General features: G+C 44.5%; 14 protein-coding genes. 11 read left to right on the top strand and 3 right to left on the bottom strand.

The window, feature by feature from the left end; all coding sequences use genetic code 11:
* The first annotated feature begins 71 nt into the window (after positions 1–71).
* From ACO1R6_RS04310 to ACO1R6_RS04290, 5 genes are all read left to right on the top strand, one after another.
* Complete coding sequence (locus ACO1R6_RS04310; RefSeq protein WP_486262484.1) at positions 72–2,342, top strand: NADP-dependent malic enzyme; 2,271 nt, start codon at positions 72–74, stop codon at positions 2,340–2,342.
* A gap of 453 nt (positions 2,343–2,795) precedes the next feature.
* Positions 2,796–3,386, top strand: coding sequence for a Holliday junction branch migration protein RuvA (gene ruvA, locus ACO1R6_RS04305; protein ID WP_486262482.1), 591 nt, complete (start codon positions 2,796–2,798; stop codon positions 3,384–3,386).
* Positions 3,387–3,404: 18 nt separating this feature from the next.
* Positions 3,405–10,682, top strand: a complete 7,278-nt coding sequence (sov, locus tag ACO1R6_RS04300) for a T9SS outer membrane translocon Sov/SprA (protein ID WP_486262480.1) — start codon at positions 3,405–3,407, stop codon at positions 10,680–10,682.
* Between the two features lie 86 nt (positions 10,683–10,768).
* On the top strand, positions 10,769–11,149 hold the full coding sequence (gene gcvH / locus ACO1R6_RS04295) for a glycine cleavage system protein GcvH (protein WP_486262479.1): 381 nt from the start codon (positions 10,769–10,771) through the stop codon (positions 11,147–11,149).
* A gap of 10 nt (positions 11,150–11,159) precedes the next feature.
* The gene (locus ACO1R6_RS04290; protein WP_486262477.1) at positions 11,160–11,564 is read left to right on the top strand and encodes a VanZ family protein; all 405 of its coding nucleotides are present in this window, start codon (positions 11,160–11,162) and stop codon (positions 11,562–11,564) included.
* 225 nt (positions 11,565–11,789) lie between these two features.
* On the opposite strand, the gene ACO1R6_RS04285 is transcribed toward ACO1R6_RS04290, so the two are convergent.
* A complete protein-coding gene (locus ACO1R6_RS04285; RefSeq protein WP_486262475.1) occupies positions 11,790–12,680 on the bottom strand; it encodes a YicC/YloC family endoribonuclease in 891 nt (296 codons plus the stop codon).
* 479 nt (positions 12,681–13,159) lie between these two features.
* Here ACO1R6_RS04285 and purQ point away from each other — a divergent pair, with 479 nt between their 5' ends.
* Complete coding sequence (gene purQ / locus ACO1R6_RS04280) at positions 13,160–13,852, top strand: phosphoribosylformylglycinamidine synthase subunit PurQ (protein ID WP_486262474.1); 693 nt, start codon at positions 13,160–13,162, stop codon at positions 13,850–13,852.
* Between the two features lie 72 nt (positions 13,853–13,924).
* On the opposite strand, the gene ACO1R6_RS04275 is transcribed toward purQ, so the two are convergent.
* On the bottom strand, positions 13,925–17,194 hold the full coding sequence (locus tag ACO1R6_RS04275) for a hypothetical protein (RefSeq protein ID WP_486262472.1): 3,270 nt from the start codon (positions 17,192–17,194) through the stop codon (positions 13,925–13,927).
* Positions 17,195–17,202: 8 nt separating this feature from the next.
* Positions 17,203–18,273, bottom strand: a complete 1,071-nt coding sequence (locus ACO1R6_RS04270; protein ID WP_486262470.1) for an NAD(P)/FAD-dependent oxidoreductase — start codon at positions 18,271–18,273, stop codon at positions 17,203–17,205.
* An 82-nt stretch (positions 18,274–18,355) separates the two neighbouring features.
* Here ACO1R6_RS04270 and ACO1R6_RS04265 point away from each other — a divergent pair, with 82 nt between their 5' ends.
* The 5 genes from ACO1R6_RS04265 to porV all read left to right on the top strand — a co-directional run bounded on the left by ACO1R6_RS04265 (position 18,356) and on the right by porV (position 24,764).
* Positions 18,356–18,991 (top strand): MBL fold metallo-hydrolase, encoded by a 636-nt coding sequence (locus ACO1R6_RS04265; protein WP_486262468.1) that lies wholly within the window; start codon positions 18,356–18,358, stop codon positions 18,989–18,991.
* A 31-nt stretch (positions 18,992–19,022) separates the two neighbouring features.
* Positions 19,023–19,739 (top strand): CDP-alcohol phosphatidyltransferase family protein, encoded by a 717-nt coding sequence (locus ACO1R6_RS04260; protein WP_486262466.1) that lies wholly within the window; start codon positions 19,023–19,025, stop codon positions 19,737–19,739.
* A gap of 7 nt (positions 19,740–19,746) precedes the next feature.
* Positions 19,747–20,001 (top strand): phosphoribosylformylglycinamidine synthase subunit PurS, encoded by a 255-nt coding sequence (gene purS / locus ACO1R6_RS04255; RefSeq protein WP_486262465.1) that lies wholly within the window; start codon positions 19,747–19,749, stop codon positions 19,999–20,001.
* A 75-nt stretch (positions 20,002–20,076) separates the two neighbouring features.
* Entirely contained in the window at positions 20,077–23,592 is a 3,516-nt protein-coding gene (gene porU, locus ACO1R6_RS04250) for a type IX secretion system sortase PorU (RefSeq protein ID WP_486262463.1), read from the top strand.
* 35 nt (positions 23,593–23,627) lie between these two features.
* A complete protein-coding gene (gene porV, locus ACO1R6_RS04245; RefSeq protein WP_486262461.1) occupies positions 23,628–24,764 on the top strand; it encodes a type IX secretion system outer membrane channel protein PorV in 1,137 nt (378 codons plus the stop codon).
* Positions 24,765–24,768: the final 4 nt, after the last annotated feature.

Below are 24,768 nucleotides of genomic sequence, written 5' to 3'. Positions count from 1 at the left end.
CAGAATCTCAGGCACCTCACCTGAGTTTTTTGTTTAGATTCCATTTGTGATTTAGTGTTAGCAGGATTTTTATGATTAAAATTAACAAACAGGAAGCCTTAAATTACCACATGCAGGGACAACCGGGCAAGATTGAAGTGGTACCAACGAAAATGCTCAGTTCCCAGTACGATCTGGCACTGGCTTATTCGCCGGGCGTGGCTGAACCCTGTAAAGAAATTGCCCGCACCCCCGACGACGTGTATAAATATACGTCTAAAGGCAACTTAGTAGGCGTAATATCAAACGGTACGGCCGTATTGGGTTTAGGTAATATTGGTCCTGATGCTTCTAAACCGGTTATGGAGGGCAAAGGCGTTTTGTTTAAAAAATTTGCTGGTATTGATGTTTTTGATATTGAAATAAATTGCACCGACCCTGATGAATTTATCCGGATTGTAAAATCGCTGGAGCCCACCTTTGGCGGCATTAACCTCGAAGACATAAAAGCACCCGAGTGTTTTAAAATAGAAAACGCTTTGCGGCAGCAAATGAATATTCCGCTCATGCACGACGACCAGCACGGTACAGCTATTATTTCCAGTGCCGCCTTGTTAAATGCCCTCGAAATTGTAAACAAAGATATTCGTCAGATAAAAATGGTGGTAAGTGGTGCCGGTGCCGCCGCCATTTCGTGCATTAAGTTATACCTGTCGCTGGGTCTAGATCTAAACAACCTGGTAGTTTTTGATAAAGATGGCATTATTAACGCCGACCGCAACGACCTGGATATTTACCGTTCGCAACTAATTACCCTCCGCTCCATAAAAACTTTAGAAGAAGCTATGGTGGGTGCCGATGTTTTTATTGGCTTATCGGCCGGCAATATTTTGCCGCCGGCGTTTGTGCAACTTATGGCCGCCGACCCTATTATTTTTGCGTTGGCCAACCCCGATCCCGAAATAGATTATGATTTGGCCATGTCGGTACGGCCCGATTTAATTATGGCTACCGGCCGCTCCGACCATCCGAACCAAGTAAATAATGTGTTGGGGTTCCCGTATATTTTTAGAGGCGCTTTAGATGTGCGGGCTACCGAAATAAACGAAGCCATGAAACTGGCCGCCGTAACCGCATTGGCCGAACTGGCGAAAGAACCGGTACCGGAAATTGTAAATAAAGCTTATGGTGATAATACCATTGCCTTTGGCCGCGAGTACCTTATTCCAAAGCCGTTAGATCCGCGCCTGATTACCAGCATTAGTCCGGCCGTAGCCAAAGCCGCTATAGCATCTGGCGTGGCCCGGATTCAAATCGAAAATTGGGAAAAGTACGACCAGGAACTGCAGGAAAGAATCGGTATTGACCAGAAGCTCATGAGCCGGATTATTACTCAGGCCAAGCAAAATCCCAAAACGGTTGTTTTTGCCGAAGCTGATCATTACAAAATACTAAAAGCGGCCCAGTTGGTTATCGACCAGAAAATTGCCAAACCGGTTTTGTTGGGTCAGCGCGACAGAATACAAAAATTAGCCGCCGAAAACGGTTTGGACCTATCCGAAGCCACTATTATAGATCCAATTCAGGAACTGGAAAACCGCGAAGAATTTGCCCAGATTTTGTACGAAAAGCGCAAACGCAAAGGCATGACTTTATTTGATGCCCGCCAACTGATGCTTAGCCGTAATTACTACGGCAGCATGATGGTAGAAACTAACCGGGCCGATGCTTTAATTTCTGGTTTAACCAAAGATTATTCTAAAACCATATTACCGGCTTTGCACGTTATTGGCGTAGAAGAAGGTGTAAATAAAGTGGCGGGTATGTACATTATCCAGAACCGCAAAGAGCCTTATTTTTTGGCCGATACTACCGTAAATGTAGACCCCACCGCCGAAGAATTGTGCGAAATTATTGGCTTAACGGCCCGGGCCGTACGGTTCTTTAACCATGAGCCCCGCATGGCTATGCTCTCCTACTCCAACTTTGGTTCTAACCGGGGCCATATTCCTTCTAAAGCCATTGAGGCTGTACGGTTGGCCAAAAAACGATATCCTGAACTGATTATTGATGGCGAAATGCAGGCCAATACGGCGGTTAATAGAACCCTTTTGCAAGAGCACTACCCTTTTAGCGAACTTGCCGATAAAGGTGCCAACACACTAATTTTCCCTGATTTAAACTCCGGTAATATTGCTTATAAATTACTGCAGGAAATTGGCGGCGCTGAAACCATAGGCCCGTTGCTCATGGGTATGCGCAAACCGGTGCACATCTTACAGTTAGGCTCCTCTACCCGCGAAATTGTAAACATGGTAGCCATTGCCGTAGTAGACGCTCAAAAATATAACAATGAACTATAACCTTATGTTAGGCTGTTCCTTATTCTAAAAAAGTTAATCCTGTAAAAAAATCATCTTTATTCTATATATAACTTTTATAATTTTTACAGGATTAACTTTTTTACTTTACTCAAATAAAGTTTTGAATTATTATATTTTAACCTACATTTGCATAGTTATAAAAATAAATTTTAATTGTACTTTTATAACACAAACAACTGTTTTCAAAGTAAATTTTAGTAATATTTAAATAGTTAAAATCAAACCTATATTTATTTAACTTCAGGTTTTCTATTTAATGTATAAAAACTGCATTGCCCAAAACCAAAATAATTTACTTATTTTTAATTATACCCATATTCTGCTCTTTTTTCATTACTTTAAAGTTGTAATTACCGGCCAGAATCATATAAATATCCCGGTTTATTCGTTTTTAATAAACCAACATATAGTTAATAACCCCTTATAATATTTATGATAGCCTACATTGATGGCAAACTAACCCATAAAGATCCAACTTATGTTATTATTGATGTAAATGGAGTGGGTTATCAAATCCGGATTTCGCTAAATACCTACGCCAAACTGGCCGAAGGGGAACGGTGCAAACTGCACACTTTTCTGCATATAAAAGAAGATGCCCATACCCTGTATGGGTTTAGCGAACTGGCAGAGAAAAATGTTTTCCTGCACCTGATTTCTATTTCGGGCGTAGGGCCGGGCACCGGGCTTATGATTGTATCATCGTTAACCGTAGCCGAAATTCAGCAGGCCATTGTGCGCGAAGATGTACGTACCATCCAGAATGTAAAGGGAATTGGCGCCAAAACCGCCCAGCGCATTATTCTGGAACTGAAAGATAAATTTAAAAAAGATACACTTACCGATGTGGCTAATAATACTTTTGCTGCTCACAATACCAACCGCAGCGAAGCGTTATCTGCATTAGTTACCCTTGGTTTTGCCCGCAATGTTGCAGAAAAAACCCTTGACGCCATCATTAAACGCGATGGCAGCAATCTGAGCGTGGAAGACCTCATCAAAATGGCTTTGAAAACATCGTAGCACAGTAACTTAACACGCTTGAAATCCCGTAATTACAACTTATTCCTGCCTGCTGTTATCGTTGTTTCTTTATTGTCGTGGCTGAGTTATGCCGGGGCGGTAACCGGAGCTGGCCGCATGGGTACGTTCAATCCCCATTTAATTATCCCCCCAGATACAACCGATACTGATACAACAATTTACCGGAAATCACGACGGCCCAACTACCAGCCCAAGGATCGCCGGAGCGATCCGTTCTCAGACCGTAATGGTACTTCGCCGTTGCTGTTAGGCGAACCCAGTAACCTTAAAATGGATGTTACTTACGATGACAGCCTGAAGCGGTATAATATTACCGAACGCATGGGCGAAATAAACTACCGCGACCCCACTACCATGACTTTTGAGGAATATTCGCGGTACCGGCAACAGCAGTCCATCCGGAATTACTGGCGTTCTAAATCAGAAGGGGGTGTAGCCGGCGAAAGCGGCGCCGGTAGCAAGCGTTTAATTCCCAAGCTAAGCGTTATGAGCCCTTTGTTCGACCGTATTTTTGGTGGCAATTCTGTTGATATCCAAACCAACGGTAATGTGGGTTTAAAATTTGGCGCCCGCTTTAACCGTAACTTTAACCAATCCTTGCCTATCCGGCAGCAACGCATCGGCGATTTTGATTTTGACCAGAACCTGGCTTTAAATGTGGTGGGCAAAATAGGCGACAAAATGCGCATTAACTTTAACTGGGATACCAAAGCCAACTTCGAGTTTGAAAACAACATGAAGCTGGACTATACTGGTTACGAAGAAGAAATAATCCGGAAGGTAGAAGCCGGTAACGTAAGCCTGCCAATAAACAACAGTCTGATTACCGGTGGGCAGAATTTATTTGGGGTTAAAGCCCAGATGCAGTTTGGCCGCCTGGCAGTTACCGCTATTGCCTCTAACGTGCGGGGCCGTACCGACGAAGTAAATATTCAGAACGGTTCACAAAACCGCGATTTTGAAATCAAGGCCAGCCAGTACGAACGCGACCGCCACTTTTTTTTATCGCACTTTTTCCGCGACCGCTACGACCGTTCTTTGCAAAACCTGCCGCTGGTAAATTCAGGGGTAACTATTCGTCGGCTCGAGGTTTATATTACCAATGATAACCGCGCTACCGAAAACCTGCGCAACATGGTAGCCTTTATGGATTTAGGCGAAGCCAATCCCGAACGCATTTACCGCAACAGCCAGTTAAATAACAATTCGGCAGCTACCCGCCCGGCCGATAATAATTCGAATCGATTATTTGGTTTGTTAAGTAATGCTTCCCGCAAAAACGACCTGATTGATGATTACCTGAACGGGAATGGCTTTGAAAAAACCTTAGATTACGAACACGTACGTGCCCGCCGCCTCGATCCGCGCGAATATACTTTTAACCCGCAACTGGGTTATATTTCGTTAAATACCACCTTGCTGCCCGAGCAGGTACTGGGCGTAGCTTACGAATATACCGTAAACGGCCAAACGTACCAGGTAGGTCAGCTACAGGATGATTACCAGAACGTACGCGAAGATGAGGTAATTTACATGAAAATGCTGCGCTCTACCAACCCGGCGCCGTTGCAGTTCCCCATTTGGGACCTGATGATGAAAAATATTTACCCGCTGAATGCCAACCAGATTACCCGGCAGAACTTTCAGCTCCGGGTTATTTACAAAGACGATGAAACCGGAGTAGATATTCCCAGCATTAAAGAAGGCGAGCGGGTGCGGGATATTCCGCTGGTAGAAGTATTTAACCTCGATAATGTAAACACCAACAACGACCGCCCCCGCGATGGTAACTTCGACTTTTTACCCGGCATTACCATAGAGCCCGAAAACGGGAAAATTATTTTTCCGGTAGTAGAGCCATTTGGTACGTACCTGCGCAGCAAATTTACAACCGCTGAAACCAGCCTGCAGGAAAAATACGTGTACCAGGAGCTGTATGAACTTACCCAAAGTGATGCCCAGCAGTTTACCGAAAAAGATAAATTTTTCCTGAAAGGCCGTTACCAGGCCAGTTCTTCCGACGAAATAGCTTTACCGGGTATTCAAATTGCCGAAGGCTCGGTTACGGTTTACTCGGGCGGCACCCGCCTTACCGAAGGCGTAGATTACCAAGTTGATTATAACCTGGCCCGGGTAAAAATATTAAATCCCAGTTACCTTAGTTCGGCCAGTAACTTAAAAGTAAACTTTGAACGCGCTGAATTAATTAATCCGCAGCCGCGGGCTTTGGTGGGTGTGCGCTTAGATTACCAGGCCAACAAAGATATAAACTTTGGTGGTACCCTGCTGCACCTCGGCGAAACCCCTTACAACAACAACCGGGTAAACCTCGGCGACGAACCCAGCAACAATACCATTTACGGTTTAGATATTAATTTGCGTCGCGATTCGCGTTTGCTTACCCGCCTTACCGATATGCTGCCGTTTGTGCAAACCAAAGAGCGCTCTACCATTACTTTTAATGCCGAGTTTGCCCAACTAGTACCATCCCGGGCCAAATTACAAGGCGAAGATGGGGTTTCTTATATCGACGATTTTGAAGGAGCCGAATCAGCTTTTTCCTTATCCGGTTCTTACAATAGCAACAACTGGCGCCTGGCTACTACCCCTTTGCCGCTCATCCGGTCTGACGATGGCACCGGCCGCGCTTATGCCTACAACCGCGCTAAACTGGCCTGGTATACCATAGACCAGGGTATTTACTACCGTGCCGGTAACCGCCGGCCAAATAATATTACTGATGATGTTTTAAAAAACCATTATACGCGGGGTGTATTCCGGAGCGAAATATTCCCGAACCGCGACTTAGATGCCACTAGTAACTTTGAATATACTTTTGACTTAGCTTACTTCCCGAACGAAAGAGGCCAGTACAACTACAATCCGCAGGTAAGCCCCGACGGAAAATTCTTTACCGGTATTGACCCGCGCAATAATTATGGTGGTATCAGCCGCGAAATTCCCTTCGATAACGATTTTGATAATGCCAATATCGAATACCTGGAGTTCTGGCTCATGGACCCGTTTATAAACGCTACCAGCGGCAACCTGACCGATCCTAACGGCTTAATTGACGACAGCGAAAACCCACCTAAAGCCAATAATACCGGCGGTAGCTTAGTATTGAACCTGGGCAATATTTCGGAAGACTTACTTAAAGACCAGAACCGGTACGAATTTGAAAACGGCTTGCCCAACAGCCAAACCGACATTGATGTAACCAGCCCAACGGCCCGGAAAACCGATACCGAACGCACGGCCTGGGGATTTGTTTCTAAACTGCCTTTCCTGACCGATGCTTTTGATAATACCGGTGGGGCTCGTCAGAACCAGGATATTGGCCTTGAAGGTTTAAATGATACCGAAGAACGGGCTTTTTTCCGGAGTATACCGGGTTATGCGAACCTCGATGACCCTTCCGGCGACAACTTTAAGCACCACCTGAACGGCGATTACGACTCCCGTAACGTACGCATTTTGGGTCGTTACAAAAACTTTAACGGCATGGAAGGCAACTCCGCCGAAAATAGTGAACAATCGGCGTATGCTTACCCCGACAAAGAAGACCTGAACAAAGACAATATTATCAGCGATACCGAACGCTATTTTGAGTACCGGATGGACCTCAGACCCGGCCGGATGAATGTAGGCGAAAATTACATTGTAGATAAAATTGTTTCCGACCGCACTAAAGTAACCTGGTACCAGTTCCGGATTCCGGTAAGGCAACCTACCGGCAATGTAGGCAACATGAACAGCTTTAAATCGATCCGGTTTATGCGCATGTATCTTACCCAGTTTCAGGATCCGGTAGTAATGCGTTTTATCGGTTTACAATTTGTATCTAATCAGTGGCGCCGGTACCTGGGCTCCGTATCCGATGGTGGTACCCCTTGCGTAGGCGACTGTGATTTTGATGTCCAGAACTTTACGGTTTCTACGGTAAATATTGAAGAAAACGGTCCCGGAGGTGTAGAAGCAACTACCATTCCTTACGTGGTACCGCCAGGCGTGGTACGCTTGCGCGATAACTCAACTACCCTAAATAACCGCCGGCAAAACGAGCAGTCGTTACAAATTTGTGTAGATGGCCTGAAAGACTCTTTTGGTAAAGCCGTTTACAAAAATGTAACCATGGATATGCTTATTTATAAGCGCTTAAAATTATTCCTGCACGCACAAAGCCCCGACAACAGAACCCAGGATAATGAGGTAAAAGCTTTTATCCGGATTGGTACCGACTATACCCAAAACTATTACGAATACGCCATTCCGTTAAAAATTACGCCTAATGGCGCTAACAGCGATAATCAAATCTGGATTCCGGAAAACTTTATTGATTTGGCTTTCCAGGATTTAATCGATACCAAAGCCGAACGGAACCGCAACGCCGGGGGTAATATTTTTCAGCCTTACGTACGTAATTTACCTAACGACCGTACCATAACAGTAGTAGGTAACCCCGACTTAAGCGCTATTCAGGGCATTATGCTGGGTGTTCTAAATCCTCGTTCCGAAGATCGCGCCGATAAATCGGTTTGTATCTGGGCCGATGAATTACGGGTAGCCGATTTCGATAAAACTGCCGGTTACGCCGTAAATGCCCGGTTAAACGCTAAACTAGCCGATTTTGCTACCATTGCCGCCAGCGGAAGCTACACCACCGTAGGTTTTGGCGGTTTACAGCAAAAAATTGCCCAACGTGCCCGCGAAAACACGGCCCAATACGATATTAACTCCAACATTGCGGCGGATAAATTCTTCCCCGAAAGATTTGGCGTGCGTATTCCGGTATCTATCCAGTATGGTAAAACCATTCAGGAACCACGGTACGATCCTTTAGATCCGGATACTCCGTTACGGCAATCGCTAAATAAGTTTGAAGACAATGCCACGCGGGCCAATTACCGGAAAGAAGTAGTAACCCAGGTAACAACTAAAAGTATTAACCTGCTAAACATACGCAAAGAGAAAATTAACCCGGAGGCGAAATCTAAAATTTACGACCTGGAAAACCTTTCGCTTTCTTATTCTTACACCGAACAAATGCGGTCTGATATTGTAACGGACCGGGATGTAACTAAAAATTATACGGGTAGCTTAGCGTATACGTACAACAATACGCCTAAAAATTATACCCCGCTAGCTAAAGTAAAACCTTTACAATCGCCGTACCTGAAAATGTTCCAGGAGTTAAATATTACGCCCTTGCCTAGCCGTATTGCTTTCCGGGCCGATTTGGACCGCCGGTACAACGAGGTATTTTTGCAACGCCGTTTAAACTTTAACGACTTACCTACTACCAGCGGCATTGAACCTACTTTCCAGAAATATTTCTTCTTTAACCGTATTTACGATCTTAAGTGGGACCTGACCAAAAGCATAACCTTAGATTATACGGCTACTAACCGGGCCGTGGTAGACGAACCAGACGGCCAGATTGACCGCGATAACCCGGATTTACGGTACAAAAACGAAGCCATCTGGAAAAATCTCAAAAACTGGGGCCGGACCACAAACTTCGATCAACTAGCCGCCGTTACTTACCGCTTACCATTCGACAAGTTTCCGCTAACAGATTGGTTAAGTGCCGATGCCCGGTATGCCGCCAGCTACACTTGGACGTCTGGCTCTACGGCGCTTATTAGCGATACTTTACAGTTAGGTAACACCATTCAGAACAATACCGAAACCAGTGTAACCGGTAAAATTGATTTAATTAAGTTATACAACAAGGTTAAGTTCTTGAAGGCTATAAACGACGAACAACCTGCCAACGCGGGAGCTGCTAACCCGCGCCCTACCCGCAATCCGGCGCCCACACCGGCCGTGCAAGACACCGTAAAAAAACAACCAGAGTTAAAATTTATCAAATCGGTGCTCCGGACACTAATGACGGCCCGCTCGCTTAATTTTACGGGTTCTCAAACGCAAGGCACCTTGTTGCCCGGCTACTTGCCCCGTACCCGCATGTTTGGTTTAGACGATAATTTTGATGCTCCCGGCTTCCCGTTTGTACTGGGTAAACAATATGAACTGGAAAGCCTTTACCGCCTTGCCGAAAGCAAAGGTTGGTACACCGATAGCAGCCAGTATCTGAATACGCCGCTTAGCTCTCTTAAAACCCAGAACTTTAGCGTCCGGACGGTATTAGAGCCCTTACGGGGTTTTAATATTCAGTTAGATGCCAAACAAGATCGTTCCGAAATTAATGAAGTGTTCTACCGCTTGCCGGTAGATGATGCCGGGCAAATAGGCACCGGCACCGTACCGGAACGCCAGAATCCGTTAAATACCGGTTCTTTCTCGTCTTCAACCATTGCTCTGAGCACCTTATTTGAATCTGGCCGCGACTATAACTCCGCTGCTTTTGAAAACTATATTAAGTACCGGGCGGTAATATTAGAAAAGTTACGTACTGCTGATACCGGCAACGGCGAATTTGCTATAAACTCCCAGGATGTGCTTATGCCGGCCTTTTTATCCGCGTACCAGGGCAAAGACATAGACAAGTACAAAGCCCGTCCATCGCGGCCGTTTGGCGTATTCCCGTTACCTAATTGGCGTGTCGATTACAATGGTTTGTCTGAGTTGCCAGCTGTACAGCGCTACTTTAGCAGCATAACGCTTTCGCACGTGTATAATGCCAGCTATAACGTTTCTAATTTTACCACTTCGCTGGCGTACCAGGGCCAACCCGGCCGCAACGAATTGCCTAGCCAAATAAATGAGCAAGGCGAATACGTGCCGTATTATATTATCAATCAAGTACTCATTTCCGAAAGAATGGCGCCTTTCTTAGGGGTAAACTTCCGGACTAAAAACAATATTTCGGGACGTTTAGAATACCGCACTGAACGTAATTTGGCACTGAACATGACTAACGCCCAGGTAACTCAAAACGGAATTAAAGATTTGGTATTAGGCATTGGCTATACCACCAATAAATTCCGGGTACCTTTCCGGATTAACGGCGAGTATAAAACGCTTAAAAATGATTTGAATGCCCGTTTAGATCTAACCATTCGGGATAATGAAACCATTCAGCGCTCCATAATTATTGATGAAGATAGCGGACTGGAAAAAAGCCGCAATGTGGTTACCAACGGTACCCTGCAAATGCAGCTTAAGCCTACTATTGATTATACTTTAAACCAGCGGCTGAATGTGCAAATTTATTTTACCCGGGTAATTTCCGACCCAAAAGTGCTTAATTCATTTAAAAACACGGTTTCGGAAGGTGGCGTTCAGCTTCGCTACAGCTTATCAGAATAAAAGTTTTAAAATATATTTAGAAAAACACCGTAAATTTATAGCCACAATTAAAGCTATTACCAAAATTTAAAATTTATCGCTCCAACATGAATTTACCACAGGAACTTAAATATACCAAAGACCACGAATGGATTCGCATTGAAGGTGATGTTGCGTACGTAGGTATTACCGATTTTGCCCAAAGCGAATTAGGAGATATAGTTTATGTAGATATTGATACCCTAGATAAAAAAGTAAACCGCGAAGAAGTATTTGGCACTGTAGAAGCAGTTAAAACGGTATCGGATTTATTTAGTCCTATTACCGGTACTGTACTGGAGCTAAACCCCAAATTAGATTCTAACCCCGAAATGGTAAATTCTGACCCTTACGGTGAAGGCTGGATGATTAAAATGTCGGTAGATGATACCGCCGAACTGACTGATTTGTTAAGTGCCGCCGATTACGCCGATTTGGTAGGGGCCTAATACTTTTTACTTGAATCAACTATTTAAATTTCATTTGCCGGCTTTAGCGTGGGCAACAGTAATCTTATTTTTAACACTGTTGCCCGCCAAAGCCATGCCACAAGTACCCGCCTGGGAACTTATTTCTTTTGCTACTGCTTCGCACGCGGTAGTATTTTTTATTTTGGCCGTACTCCTGCGTTTTGACTTTAGTCAGCAATCTGCCTGGCTTAATTTGCGCCGCAATAATGGTTGGTTTACGTTGGTGCTATCGGTCCTATTCGGGATATTGATTGAAGTACTGCAAACCCTTATGAAGTTGGGCCGGCAAGGCGACCCGATGGATGTAGTGAGCAACACCATTGGTACGGTATTAGGTATCGTCTTTTTCTCTTTTGTTTACCCACGTTTATTTCCCGGCACTTCTCGTCTTTAATACTTACAGCCTTTCTGGTTGTTTCCGGATATGGCTGTTCAACTAAAATTTCTGGTGTAAACCCGGTTTGCAAATAAATCTACCCGCAACCTAAATCTCCGCTGGTAATTATACTTTTTTAGAGGTACTCCTACTCATTTAAGTTCAGCCTGCTTCGCGCCCAAACCCTTATTGGCGTAATGTAAATGTTAATAAATATTCATTTCTCGGCACAAACTGCAACCACTACAAAATATTATTTAATTGTTCTTTAATTTTCTCCAGTTCTTCTTTCATTTCTACCACCAGATGCTGGATGGTGGCATCGTTGGCTTTAGAACCAATGGTATTTATTTCGCGGCCAATTTCCTGCGAAATAAAAGCCAGCTTTTTCCCGGTAGGCTCCGGTAAGTAAACTGTTTCGGTAAAATAATGCAGATGGTTTATCAAACGCACTTTTTCTTCGGCAATGTCCAGCTTCTCAATAAAGTAAATCATTTCCTGCTCAAACCGGCTCTGGTTAAAACTCTCGGCACTGGCAATTTCGGTTAAATGGCCCCGAATACGCTCCCGGATATTTTCAATCCGGACGGGATCAAAGCGGTCCACTTCAGCCAATAAAATACGAATGCGGTCTATGTAAGAAATAATTTCAGAGGTTAAAGCTTTGCCTTCGTCGGTTCGGAAATTATTTAATTGCTGAATGGCTTCCAGTAAAATCTCGTTTACCATTTCCCAGGCAAGCGGCGATTTTTCTTCTTCTTCCGCCTTTCCGGCTGGTTGCAGCACTTCGGGCATTTGCAAGGCCATTCTAAATAAATCTTGTTTAGGTGCCCCCAAAGCATCGGCTACCTGTACCAGTTCCTGGTAGTAATTTTGCAATAGCACCTGGTTAATGGTATTATTTAATTTAGCGGTTTTGCTTTTACTTACCACATCAACGCTTACCGATATTTTACCCCGAATCAGGCTTTTACCGATAATATTCCGAATTTCGTACTCTTTATCCGAGAGAACCCGCGGCAATCGCACACTTAAATCCAGGCTTTTAGAATTAAGCGATTTTACTTCTACCGTTATGCTATTTTGGTCGGTTTCGCGGCTGGCAGTACCAAAGCCGGTCATGGATTGCAACATAAATCCTGCTGTTTATATTTTAAAACCCTACAAAGTTACTGGTATTATACTGGTAAACGCTAAAAATAGCCATTTTGGCGTAGTTAAATTAGATACCAGTTGTTAATAAATAGCTGTAAAAATAATAACTCAGCTGCTTTTTAAATAAATAGCCAAATAAACTAAGTAAGTGGATAAATATAGATTAAACAATCGGCCGTTTCTTACTAGAAGCTACTGGCGTGTTTCTTACAAGTAACTCAGAAGATTCGTGCCAGAACGACGAATAGATAGAACTAAAATATAGCCATCAAATTTTGTCCTGTTGCTTATAGCTAATTAAAATATTGTGGGCTGGATTTAAGAAACCCGGTTACAATTTTATAGTTTATTAATCGTTTTATGTAATAAATTATTGCTGAGGTAAGCGCAATGTGTATTCTTAAAATTATAATTTAAGATTTTTAGCCTTACTAAGCCTAATTATTTATCTTTGCCGCATGAAATTTGGCGTTGTTATTTTTCCGGGGTCTAACTGCGACCAGGATGTTATTCAGGTTTTAGAGCGGGTTTCGCACAAACCAGTGGCCCACTTGTGGCACAAAGACCATAATTTACAAGGTTGCGATTTTATCGTTTTACCCGGCGGGTTTTCTTACGGCGATTATTTGCGGTCGGGTGCCATTGCGCGTTTCTCGCCGATTATGCAGGAAGTTATTGCCCACGCCAACAAAGGCGGTTATGTAATGGGTATATGCAATGGTTTTCAGATCCTGACCGAAGCTGGTTTGTTACCGGGCGCTTTGCTGCGCAACGTAGATCAGAAATTCATCTGCAAAAATGTGCACATTCGTCCCGAAACAAATAACCTGCTGCCTACTACCCTCCTCGACACCCAAAAGGCTTACCAGATTCCAATTGCCCACGGTGAAGGTCGCTTTTATGCCGATGCGGATACTTTGGCTAAGATCAAAGACCAGGATCAGGTAATGTTTAGGTACTGCAATGCCAACGGCCAAATAACCGAAGCCACTAATTGCAACGGTAGCCTCGATAATATTGCCGGCATTAGCAACGAAGGCCGGAATGTATTTGGCATGATGCCGCACCCGGAACGCGCAGCCGACCCGGAACTAGGTAATGCTGACGGCACTTTAATTTTCAATTCGTTATTACAGGCTGTAACAGCTTAGTTTTAAATATTAAAACCAAACAAAAAAGCCACCTCTTGGGGTGGCTTTTTTGTTTGGCAGGATTTACCTGTATTAGAAATCATAACCCAACGAGACGTAAACCCGCGGTCCGGATTTTTTGAAATTTTCTTCGCCCCAAGCAACATCTACCTTGCCGTACATGCCCAATAAAGTAGTGCGGGCTCCTGCCCCATACCCAAACAAGAACGGATTACGGTAATTAACTACTACTGCCTGGAATGGATTTACCTGCGTTTCGCTTATGCGCCCACCTAACACCTGGGTATTAAAAGAATTGCGGCGGCTAAACGGATTGGCGCCATTGTAGGCAGTACCCACATCGGTAAAACCAACTAATTGCAAGTTCCGGAAGAAGCCGGAGCCTAAAGTAGCGTTATTAAACAAATATTGTACAATAGGTACCCGCAACTCGGCATTTAACAATAACACCTTGTTACCATTCCGGGCATTGTATTTAAAGCCCCGCATTGGCGTTGCAAATTGCTGGTAAAAGAAATCTACCGGCGCCTGATTATGGAAAATGCGGTCGCGTTCTTCAATGTCGCTGTCTTCTTTGTTAAAGAGCCAGTTATCTACCCCGCCCAATAAAAAGCGTTTAGGCGAATTACCTAAAAAATGCCCATAGTTTAAGCGGCCAGCCAGAACAATCTGGCGGTGCAGCTTTTGGTAGTGCCGGAAATCGATATAAAATTTACTGAAGTTCTGCAGACTTTCGTTAAACTCTTTAAAAGTACTCAGACCGGCTTTCAGACGGGTCCCTTCCAGCATATTTATACCGGTAGCAACCGAATTATCAAATACCAGTTCTCCGCCAAAGCTGGCAAATACATCTACGCTATCGCGCTCCGACAACATACCCAGGTTACTATAGCGGGTGTGCAACAGTTTGGGCAATACGCGCACGCTAATATTATGGGTAAGCGGATAGCTGATAGAAGGGGTAAATTCCTGGCGGCTGTAACGTAAACCATTTAAGCCGTTTTGGTTATAATCGTTAAAATAAGTTTGTTTCAGGTAAGATAAGCGCCAGTCGTAGCGTCTTTTTAAGTTGCTGTACTCGGCGTAAAAAGCACTGCTGCGTAAATCGGTTAAGATAAAAGCCCCACCGTTTATACGATGGTCTTCAAACATATCCGACATTCCCACATCGGCAATCATACCAAAACCCATCAGGGCATCCTGGTAAATAGAGGTGGTTACGCGGTTAATGCTAAACCGAAGGTCGTAACGCAACGGTCCAAGTACAGGTGCACCTTCGGCCGGCGCTGCGGGCTGAGCCACAATAGGCTTAGCGGGTTGGGGTTGCCGCGGTTGTTTCTGTTCAGTATCAAACTCGTAATTCTGGGTATTAATATTTTTGTCTTTGGGCGTAGTTTCCTGCTGGGTAACTGTTTCGTTAGGAGTAGTGGGTTCGGTTGGCTTTTGCTCAGTAGGCTGGGCCGGTTGTACGGGCCGAGTAGCCGGACGAAGGCTGCGGTTTTCGAGTGTTTTCTGCCGAACGGTTTTAAAATCGGGCGAGGCAGTAGCCAAGGCAAAATCCGGGAAATAATACACAAACTCGCGGTTCCGGTCGGCGGCAATAAAGGCCAAGCGGCGGTTAGCCTGGCTGTAATCAAACGTTTTAATATTTTGCACAAAAGAACTTACCCGCTGCCGCTCTTTGGTAACTAAATTAAACCGGTAAACACTCCGGATTCCGCTTTCTTCGCCCAAGTAAAGAATATTTTCGTTGTCTTCGGCCACCGGGGCCGATTCGTTGGATATGGATCTGGTGAGTTGTTGCGGAAAAGCCCCTTTCCGGTCTAAATCCAGCAAAAACAAATCGTAGTTGTCTACTATCTTGTCTAAAGTAGGTGTAGGGCCGCCCATGCCGGTAGAATCTAACCAGCGGTTAGAGCTAAATACCAGCGCATTGCGGCCTTTCAGGAAAGTAGCATTTTTATCGTCGTAAATATCGCTGGTAAGTTGCTCGGGCTGCCGGATATTGCCGCGGAATAAATATATATCACTTTGGCCATTGCGCACCGCCGTCATTACCATCATCCGGCCATCATCAGAATAATCGACGTTTAATATTTGGGTAAACTGCGATAAGATGCCACGGGTTTGGCCACCAAAAATAGCTTCTTTCAGGTTGTTAAAAAAGGCTTTGTTTTTCCGGTCGAAGTAATAGGTATTTACCACCGGCCGGGCACGCTTTACTTCAACAATATTTAATTGCCTATCTGATTTCCAGGAAAGCAACGGTGTTTTTAAATCGAGTTTCTGATTGGGTGTTTTATAACCACCTTTGCGCACCCCAAAAGAGCGGCGGCGGTTAACATCTATTACTTTTACCTCGTAGCGGCCGCGGTCGTTGGCTACATAAGCAAGTTTGCTGCCGTTGGGGCTAAATACCGGCTGACTTAAAACGGCGTACCGGGGGTTTTTAGCAGTTAATTGATTTCTTTTATCCAGCGCAACCAGTTCATTACCCGGAAAAGTATTCATTTGCAGGTAATATTTTTGCCAGTCGCGCATAAACTTTTTATAAGGCACATTCAGGCTGCTGGCAATACCCACCTCTATGTCGCGGGTTATGCGGGTAAGGTTTAAAATATTCTGAATAGACGTGTAGCCGTAACGTTCCGAAATATAATTCCAAACCGATTGACCGGCCAGGCGCTGATTTCTGACAAATAAAACTTCGGGCTTTTTATTCGCATTTTTAAGCACCATATCGCGCATATAGCCGTCCATATCTACGTTCCAGCCTTCGGCTATGTAGGCCGCACCACCCGTTAAAAACCACTCGGGCAAGCTTAACATGTAGCTGCTTTGTAAAACTTCTTTCAGGCTACCGCCATACATCATATCGTTCAGCAATAACTGCGATACGTTCAGGCTCATATTTTTCTTAAATTCAGTCTGGGAGCCTTCAAAAGCCAGTTCGAGTTTATTCTTGAGGAACAAGGTCTGGCCACCCGTCTGAAACAGATCATCGTTCAGGCCAATATTACTCTGGCGCATATCGGCTACCGACGCGTACAAAATAATGGTGGTTTTTGAATAAGGAAAATAACCAATCAGGCTGGTAATGCGTTTGAGTTCTTTTTCGGCATAGTCGGCCGTGAGCGAGGCTGGCCCGCGGTCGTTGCCGTAGTAGTACACATTAAAGTTTTGGGTACTCAGATACTGCCATTTAAAACTTTTATATTGAATCCGGTTTTTACCGAAAGCGTCCGGTACCACCTGCCCCAGTACCCGGTTATGAAAGCCCAGCAGCAAGCAAGCCAATAGAACAAACAGGCTAGCCTTTGGCGACTTGTAAACTTGTATCATGTTATTGTTTAGTAATGCTTTTGGTATAACGTAATATATCTAAAAATATTTATTTCCGGAAGTATTTCTTCTTGCTGGGTTAATACGCGCATAAAATGGTTTGCCAGGTAAGGTGCCATCATAACACCTTTTGATCCCATGCCGTTAAATATACGAATTCGTGCATGTTTTGGATGGGTACCTATTAAAGGCCGCCGGTCCCGTACAGCCGGCCGGATACCCGCCGTATGTTCCTCTACGGTAAAAGGCACTTTTAAAACATCTTTAATTTTACCCGTAAGTTCCTCTAAACCAGCTACCGTTGGTTCTTCGTCTACGGTTCGCCAGTTATACGTAGCTCCTACGCGTAAGTAGGCATTTTCTTTGGGTAAAACATACACGCCTTTGTTGTAAATAAATTCGGTATCTAAAGGTTCGGTGGTTTTAATTTTTAATACTTCGCCTTTGTTTAAAGAAAAGGGTAACCAGCTAAAATAAGGATTTTGGGTAGCCCGGTAACCTTCGCAGAATATAATATTTTGGGCAACCACATTTTTGTACGTTACCTGGTTCTCGGTTACCTGTAATTCGTTAAAATCGAAAGGTTCAGACCACAACTCGCCGTTTTGTAACCGGAGTTGGCGCAGGGTTTCTAATAACAAGGGCACCTCTACGTAACCGCCATGATTAATTAAAATGCCCCCCTGCTCTTGGTTAATAGTAGGCGAAGCTGGTAAATGCGTAAAAACACGCTGAATAAAATCGCCGTAAATGGTGCCGGCACTTTTTCCCATCCAGTTGTTTTGCTCTTCTACAGATGAAAACAGTTTTAAAATTGGCTTTGAAAAAAAAAGTTTGGCACCCGTGGTGGCTTCTATATTTTGGTAAAAAATTTCGGCAAAAGGTACCAGCGTATCGGCCAGCCAGGACTTGGCAAATCGTTTACCCGCCAGCGGATTTATTAAGCCGGCGGCTACTTTAGAAGCGGTAAATGGCTGAGGCGCATCTATTACCAGCACTTTAAAGCCATGGGCAACCAATGTGTGCGCCATAATGCTGCCGGCCAAACCGTGCCCTACCAGAAGAAAATCGTAAATCATGCGGGTAATTTAACGTAAGTATCTTCTAAATTCTTAATTTAAAACCAGATATTTGCCTTAAAGTTATTTTTTCGTACCGTTTATGATTGTTAGTAGTTTCACGTTTAATCCTTTTTCTGAAAACACTTACCTGCTCCACGACGAAACCGGCGAGTGTGTGGTAATAGACCCGGGTTGCTACGAACCGCAGGAAAAAGCCGAACTCACCAATTTTATTGCCGAAAATAAATTAAAAGTAGTGCAGCTACTCAATACCCACTGCCACATCGATCATGTGTTTGGGAATAAATTTATCCAGGATAAATACCAGGTACCGTTTTTAATTCACGAAGCCGATTTACCCACGCTGCAAGCCGTGCCGGTATATGCCCCCGCTTATGGTTTTCCGGTGTACGAACCAGCAATGCCCACCGGCTTTTTAATACCCGGCGGAAAAATAACATTTGGCAATACCGAACTGAATATTTTATTTACGCCGGGTCATGCGCCAGGCCACGTGGTTTTCTATAACGAAGCGGATCAAATTTGTATGGGCGGCGATGTGCTGTTTCAGCGCAGCATTGGCCGCACCGATTTGCCCGGCGGCAACTTCGATACTTTAATCCAAAGCATCCGCAGCCAGTTATTTACTCTCCCCGACAGCGTACAGGTATATCCGGGACATGGGCCCAGTACCACTATTGGTGAAGAAAAAAAGTTTAACCCGTTTTTGCGGTAATCTGTTGCCTGGTAGCCGTACCACACGCTATATGAAAAAAGCCATTCCTAATTTTATTACCTGCCTTAATCTTTTTACGGGCTGTGTAGCTGTATTTATTGCTTTTCAGGGAAACTTAGCTTTTGCGGCTTACCTGGTGGGAGTGGCCGCCGTGTTCGATTTTCTGGATGGGATGATAGCCCGTGTACTGCACGCTTATTCTGAAATTGGCAAACAGCTGGATTCCCTGGCCGATATGGTTTCGTTTGGCTTTTTACCGGGCGTTATTATGTTTCAGTTAATGAAGCAAAGCGCCATGGCCGACCCGAACACCAGTTTGCTGGAAGCCGAAATATTCCCGTTCTCGGCCTTTATCATTGTTATTTTTTCGGCTTTGCGTTTAGCTAAATTCAACATCGATACACGGCAAACCTCGTCGTTTATTGGCTTGCCTACCCCGGCCAACACCTTGTTTATTTCTTCGCTACCTTTAATATTAGCCGCCGACCAGTATAACTTAGGTCATTATTTCATGAACCAGTACGTGCTGTTGGGCCTATCGGTGGTGCTATGCTTTATGTTGGTGGCCGAAATTCCTTTGTTTGCTTTAAAATTCAAGAACTTAACCTGGAAAGATAACAGCATCCGGTTTATTTTTTTGTTATTGGCTATTCCTTTGCTGTTTATCCTTAAATTTGCGGCCATTCCGGTAATAATATTTTTATACGTATTATTATCGGCTTTTTCCCGACCAAAACAAACCATATAAATACCTTATGAAATTTACTGCCGAAATAGATATTATGCCCCGTCCGGAATTGCTGGACCCGCAAGGTAAAGCTGTAATGCTGGGTTTAGAGCACCTGGGCCTGGAGCGGGTAGCCGATGTACGGATTGGTAAACACATTCGTCTGAACCTGGAAGCCGAATCGGAAGAAGTAGCACAAGAAAAAGTAGAACAAGCCTGCAAAAAACTTTTGGCTAACCTTATTATGGAGTCTTACTCTTACCAATTAAGCCCAGCCGAATAATATTTTGCAAAAACAATATTTTTTATTGGCAGTAGTTATATTTTTATAGCCATTAAGTCATTACCCGTTAACCTTGTGTTAAATAAAATACAAGGTTACGGGTTTACTGCCGTTATTATGCGCAAAATATTTACGGTTTGCCTGGTTCTTATTTGTTTAGGCTTAAGGTACCAGCCCGTAACGGCGCAAACGGCTGCTACTATCTCTAAATTAAGTACGGGTACCTGGTTTAAAATTGGTATCACCCAATCGGGCATTTATAAACTCGATGCCGCTTTTTTAAAATCTGCCGGCCTGGCTCCGGCGCAAATAAACCCGCAACACCTGCAAATATTTGGCAACGGTGGCGGTATGCTGCCCCAGCCCAACAACACTCCCCGCCCCGACGATTTACTTCAGAATGCTATTTGGGTAGCCGGCGAAGCCGGTGGCAAATTTGATACCCAGGATTATATTCTCTTTTACGGACAAGGCCCCCACCGCTGGCAATACCAAACCGCTAACCAGCGCTTTAAGCACGAATTTAATATTTACACCGATACGGCTTATTATTTTATAACGGTAGGTACTGGGCCCGGTAAGCGCGTAAAAACAAAGCCCGAGATAATAACAGCCGCTGCCCAAACCATAACCACTTACACCGAGCACCAGTTTCTGGAGCAGGATATTCATAAACCATTGCCCTCGGGCCGGGAGTGGTACGGCGATGTATTTAATTCTTTAACCCTTACCCGCCAGTATAATTTCCCGGCCGCGAACCTGGTGCCCGGCAGTACAATTACCATTGGTTCGGCGGTTATGGCCAGTTCGGCCACAAACAGCCAGTTTACCCTTAAAACCGATAATGCAACCGTAGGCACCCACCTTATAAACGGCCAGGGTTCGCACAATTACCACACCGTAGGCGAAGAAAACCTGGCATATTTTAGCCTGAAAAACCCATTATTACCGGGGCAGAATAATTTGGCACTCAGCCTACATTATAACCAAATGGGCAACAGCGCCGCTGCCGGCTATTTAAATTATTTAGAAGTAATTACCGAACGTTACTTGCGGCTGACGGATAACCAAATAGCGTTTCGGACTTTAGAAAATATTGCTCAGGGGGCTATAACAGAGTTTAAAATCGAAAATATTACCCCCGAAACCCAGGTTTGGGATATAACCAATCCAGTAGCGCCTCAAATAGTACCTTTGCAAAAAACAGGTAATACGGCGCTGTTTAAAAGCCAAACCGATAGCTTGCGCGAATTTATTTCTTTTAACGGCAGTCATTTACTTAAGCCCGCCGCTATCCGGAAAATAAACAACCAGAACCTGCACGCCCTAAACCTGAGTGGCAACCTGGACTTTGTAATTATTACCCACCCTTTGTTTAAAGCGGCAGCCGAGCGCCTGGCCCAGCACCGGCGTACCCGCGACCAATTAAACGTAGCCGTTGTAACGATTAACGAAGTATACAACGAGTTTTCGTCGGGGGCGGCCGATGTAACCGCTATCCGGGATTTGATGCGTTTACTCTACCAGCGCAGCACTTCCTCGCAAGATGGCCGGCTGTATTTGCTGCTTTTCGGCGATGCTTCTTATGATTATAAATCGGAAGCCGGCAGCGCCAAAACCCGCACGCCCCATAACACTAATTTTGTACCGGTTTACCAGTCCCGGGAATCTTTAGACCCGCTGGCCAGTTTTTCGTCGGAAGATTATTATGGTTTATTAGATGCGCCGGAAGGATATTGGAGCGAAAATAATTTTAATGCTGCCGAATCGCTGGACATTGGGATTGGCCGGTTACCCGCTAAAACCTCTACAGAAGCCCAGGATTTGGTAAATAAAATTATCAGGTACGAAAGCCCCGACAGCCAGGGAAACTGGCGAAACCAGATTACTTTTTTAGCCGACGATGGCGACAATGCCGAACACCTGAACGATGCCGAAAGTTTGGCCGGCTACCTTACTGAAAACCAGCCGGCGTACCATATTCGTAAAATATACCTCGATTTATTTAAACAAACCTCCGTAACCAACGGGCAGCGGTCGCCGGAAACCAATGCGGCCCTAAAACAAACCATCGACCAGGGTACTTTGCTTTTAAATTATACCGGGCACGGCAACGAAGTGAGTCTGGCCCATGAGCAAATTTTAACTTTACCCGAAATAAACGACTGGCAAAACCAAAACCGTTTGTTTTTTATGCTTACCGCTACCTGCGAGTTTGGCCGCTACGACGATCCCCGGCGGCGCTCCGGCGCCGAAGCAGCCTTGCTAAACCCTAAAGGCGGGGCTATTGGTTTACTCACTACCACCCGCCCGGTATTTGCCAGCCACAACCGCGTACTCAACCGTAATTTCTTTACCTTAGCCTTTACGCCTACCAACGGCAAAATGCCACGTCTCGGCGAAATATACCGCCAGACCAAGAACAAAAGCCAGGCCCAGGCCAATAACCGCAACTTTACATTACTCGCCGACCCCACCTTGCGCCTGGCCTACCCACAATTACAAGCCAATATTACCCATCTAAATAACGCGCCCTTAAACCCAACTGCCCCCGACACCTTAAAAGCCTTAGAAAAAATCACCTTAAATGGTAGTATTAGCAACCAAACCGGTTTAGCCAGCAGTTTTAACGGAGCGGTAAAAATTACCCTTTTCGAAAAACCAGTTTCTAAAAAAACCTTCGGCGACGAGAGTAACGGCAATATAGATAATAGCCGCGAAGTACAGGTGCAGGAAAATATCATTTATAACGGCACGGCTACAGTTAAAAACGGCATTTTTACCAGCACCTTTGTTTTACCTAAAAACATCTCGGGACAGGCCAACCCTGGTAAAATTAGTTTGTACGCTTACAGCCCTACTACCGATGCCCATGGCGCTAATACCCGTTTGTTGATTGGCGGCGCTGCCAAAGCTCCTATTCCTGATACTACGCCGCCACAAATAAAGCTTTATTTAAACGACCAAACGTTTGTACCGGGCGGCCTAACCAACGAAACCCCGCAACTCCTGGCTCTTTTATCTGATTCAAGCGGCATTAACACCAGCACTACCCAAAGCGGCCACGAAATTATTGCTACCCTGGACCAAGACCCGACCCAAAACATTGTTTTAAATGCTTATTATACCACCGAACCCGATAATTACCAGGCCGGCAAGGTAATTTATACGTTACCGTCTTTAGCGCCGGGAAAACATACGCTTTCTCTTACTGCCTGGGATACCCATAACAATGCGGCCGAAGCCAGTATAGATTTTCTGGTGTTACCAGCAGGAAAATTTGTGCTGCAAAATACTTTTAATTCGCCTAACCCGTTTTTAAATAATACCGTTTTTAATTTTAGCCATAACCTGGCCGGCGACGACATAAATATTCAAATTCAGGTTTTTAACACCAGCGGGCACTTGGTTAAAACCATAACAACCGAACGGCCGGCCGCAAAAAACCGTATTTCTGATATAACCTGGAACGGCAAAGATAACTTTAACCGCCCTTTGGCTCCAGGTTTATACCTGTACCGCATTGTGGTACAATCCGTGCAACGTGGAATTTCAACTGAAAGTGTTAATAAATTAATTATATTAAACTAATATTCATATATTTACGGCCAATTAGTAAAACCTCTATGAAATCCACTTTATTTAAGGCCCCAAGCCAGTCTTTTATTATTTTATTACTGCTTTTGGCAAGTTTTAATTTTGCACAGGGGCAAAATCAAAGTCCGATTGGGCGCGAAAGTATTTCAACCATTACCACCGCCGTTCCTATCTTAACCGTAGCCCGCGATGCCCGCTCGGCGGCTCTGGGCGACGCCGGCGTTGCGATAACCCCGGATGCCAATGCGGCCTATTGGAACCCAGCTAAATTAGGCTTTGTAACCGACGATTTTAGCATTGGCCTTTCGTATTCGCCGTGGTTGCGCAACATTATCAACGATATGTCTTTATCGTATTTGTCGGGTTATAAAAAAGTAAGCCAACGGTCTGCTTTTGCGGCTTCTTTACTTTATTTCGATTTAGGAGAAATTCAGTTTACCGATGACCAAGGCCGGGAATTAAATAACTTCAACCCGAAAGAATATGCTTTTGATGTATCGTACGGCCAGCAGCTAAGCGAGAACTTTGGTTTAGGTATTTCGGCTCGTTTTATCCATTCCAATTTATCGGCCGGTATCAGCGACTCGCGTCCCGGCAACTCGGCAGCAGTAGATATAGGGGCCTATTATACCAAAGACCTTAACTTAGGTGCCCGCGAATATAATTTATCTTTTGGTGCAAACTTATCTAACCTGGGAGCCAAAATTGCTTATACCGATGCCAACCGGAAAGACTTTTTACCTACCAATTTAAGACTGGGTACGGCTTTAACCATGCACCTGGACCCGTATAATAAATTTACGTTGGCTATAGATGGCAATAAATTACTCGTACCATCGGTAAATGATTCGGAAAATATTAGTGTACCGCGGGCATTATTTAGTTCTTTTGGCGATGCGCCCAACGGGTTTAAAGAAGAGATGCAGGAAGTTGCCCTTTCTACTGGTTTAGAATATTGGTATAACGATGTATTTGCTGCCCGCACCGGTTATTTTTATGAAAGCCCCAATAAAGGCGACCGTCATTATTTAAGTTTAGGTATAGGTATGCGTTACCAGAAGTTTGGTTTAGATGTGGCCTATCTGGTACCTAATTCGCGTAATAACCCGCTGGCCCAAACCGCCCGCTTTACTTTATTTTTAAAAATTAACCAAGACGAAGAATAACCGG

Source organism: Adhaeribacter sp. (assembly GCF_057359045.1).
Note: the sequence above shows the minus strand (reverse complement) of the source record. Positions and strands in the feature narration are given on the sequence as shown.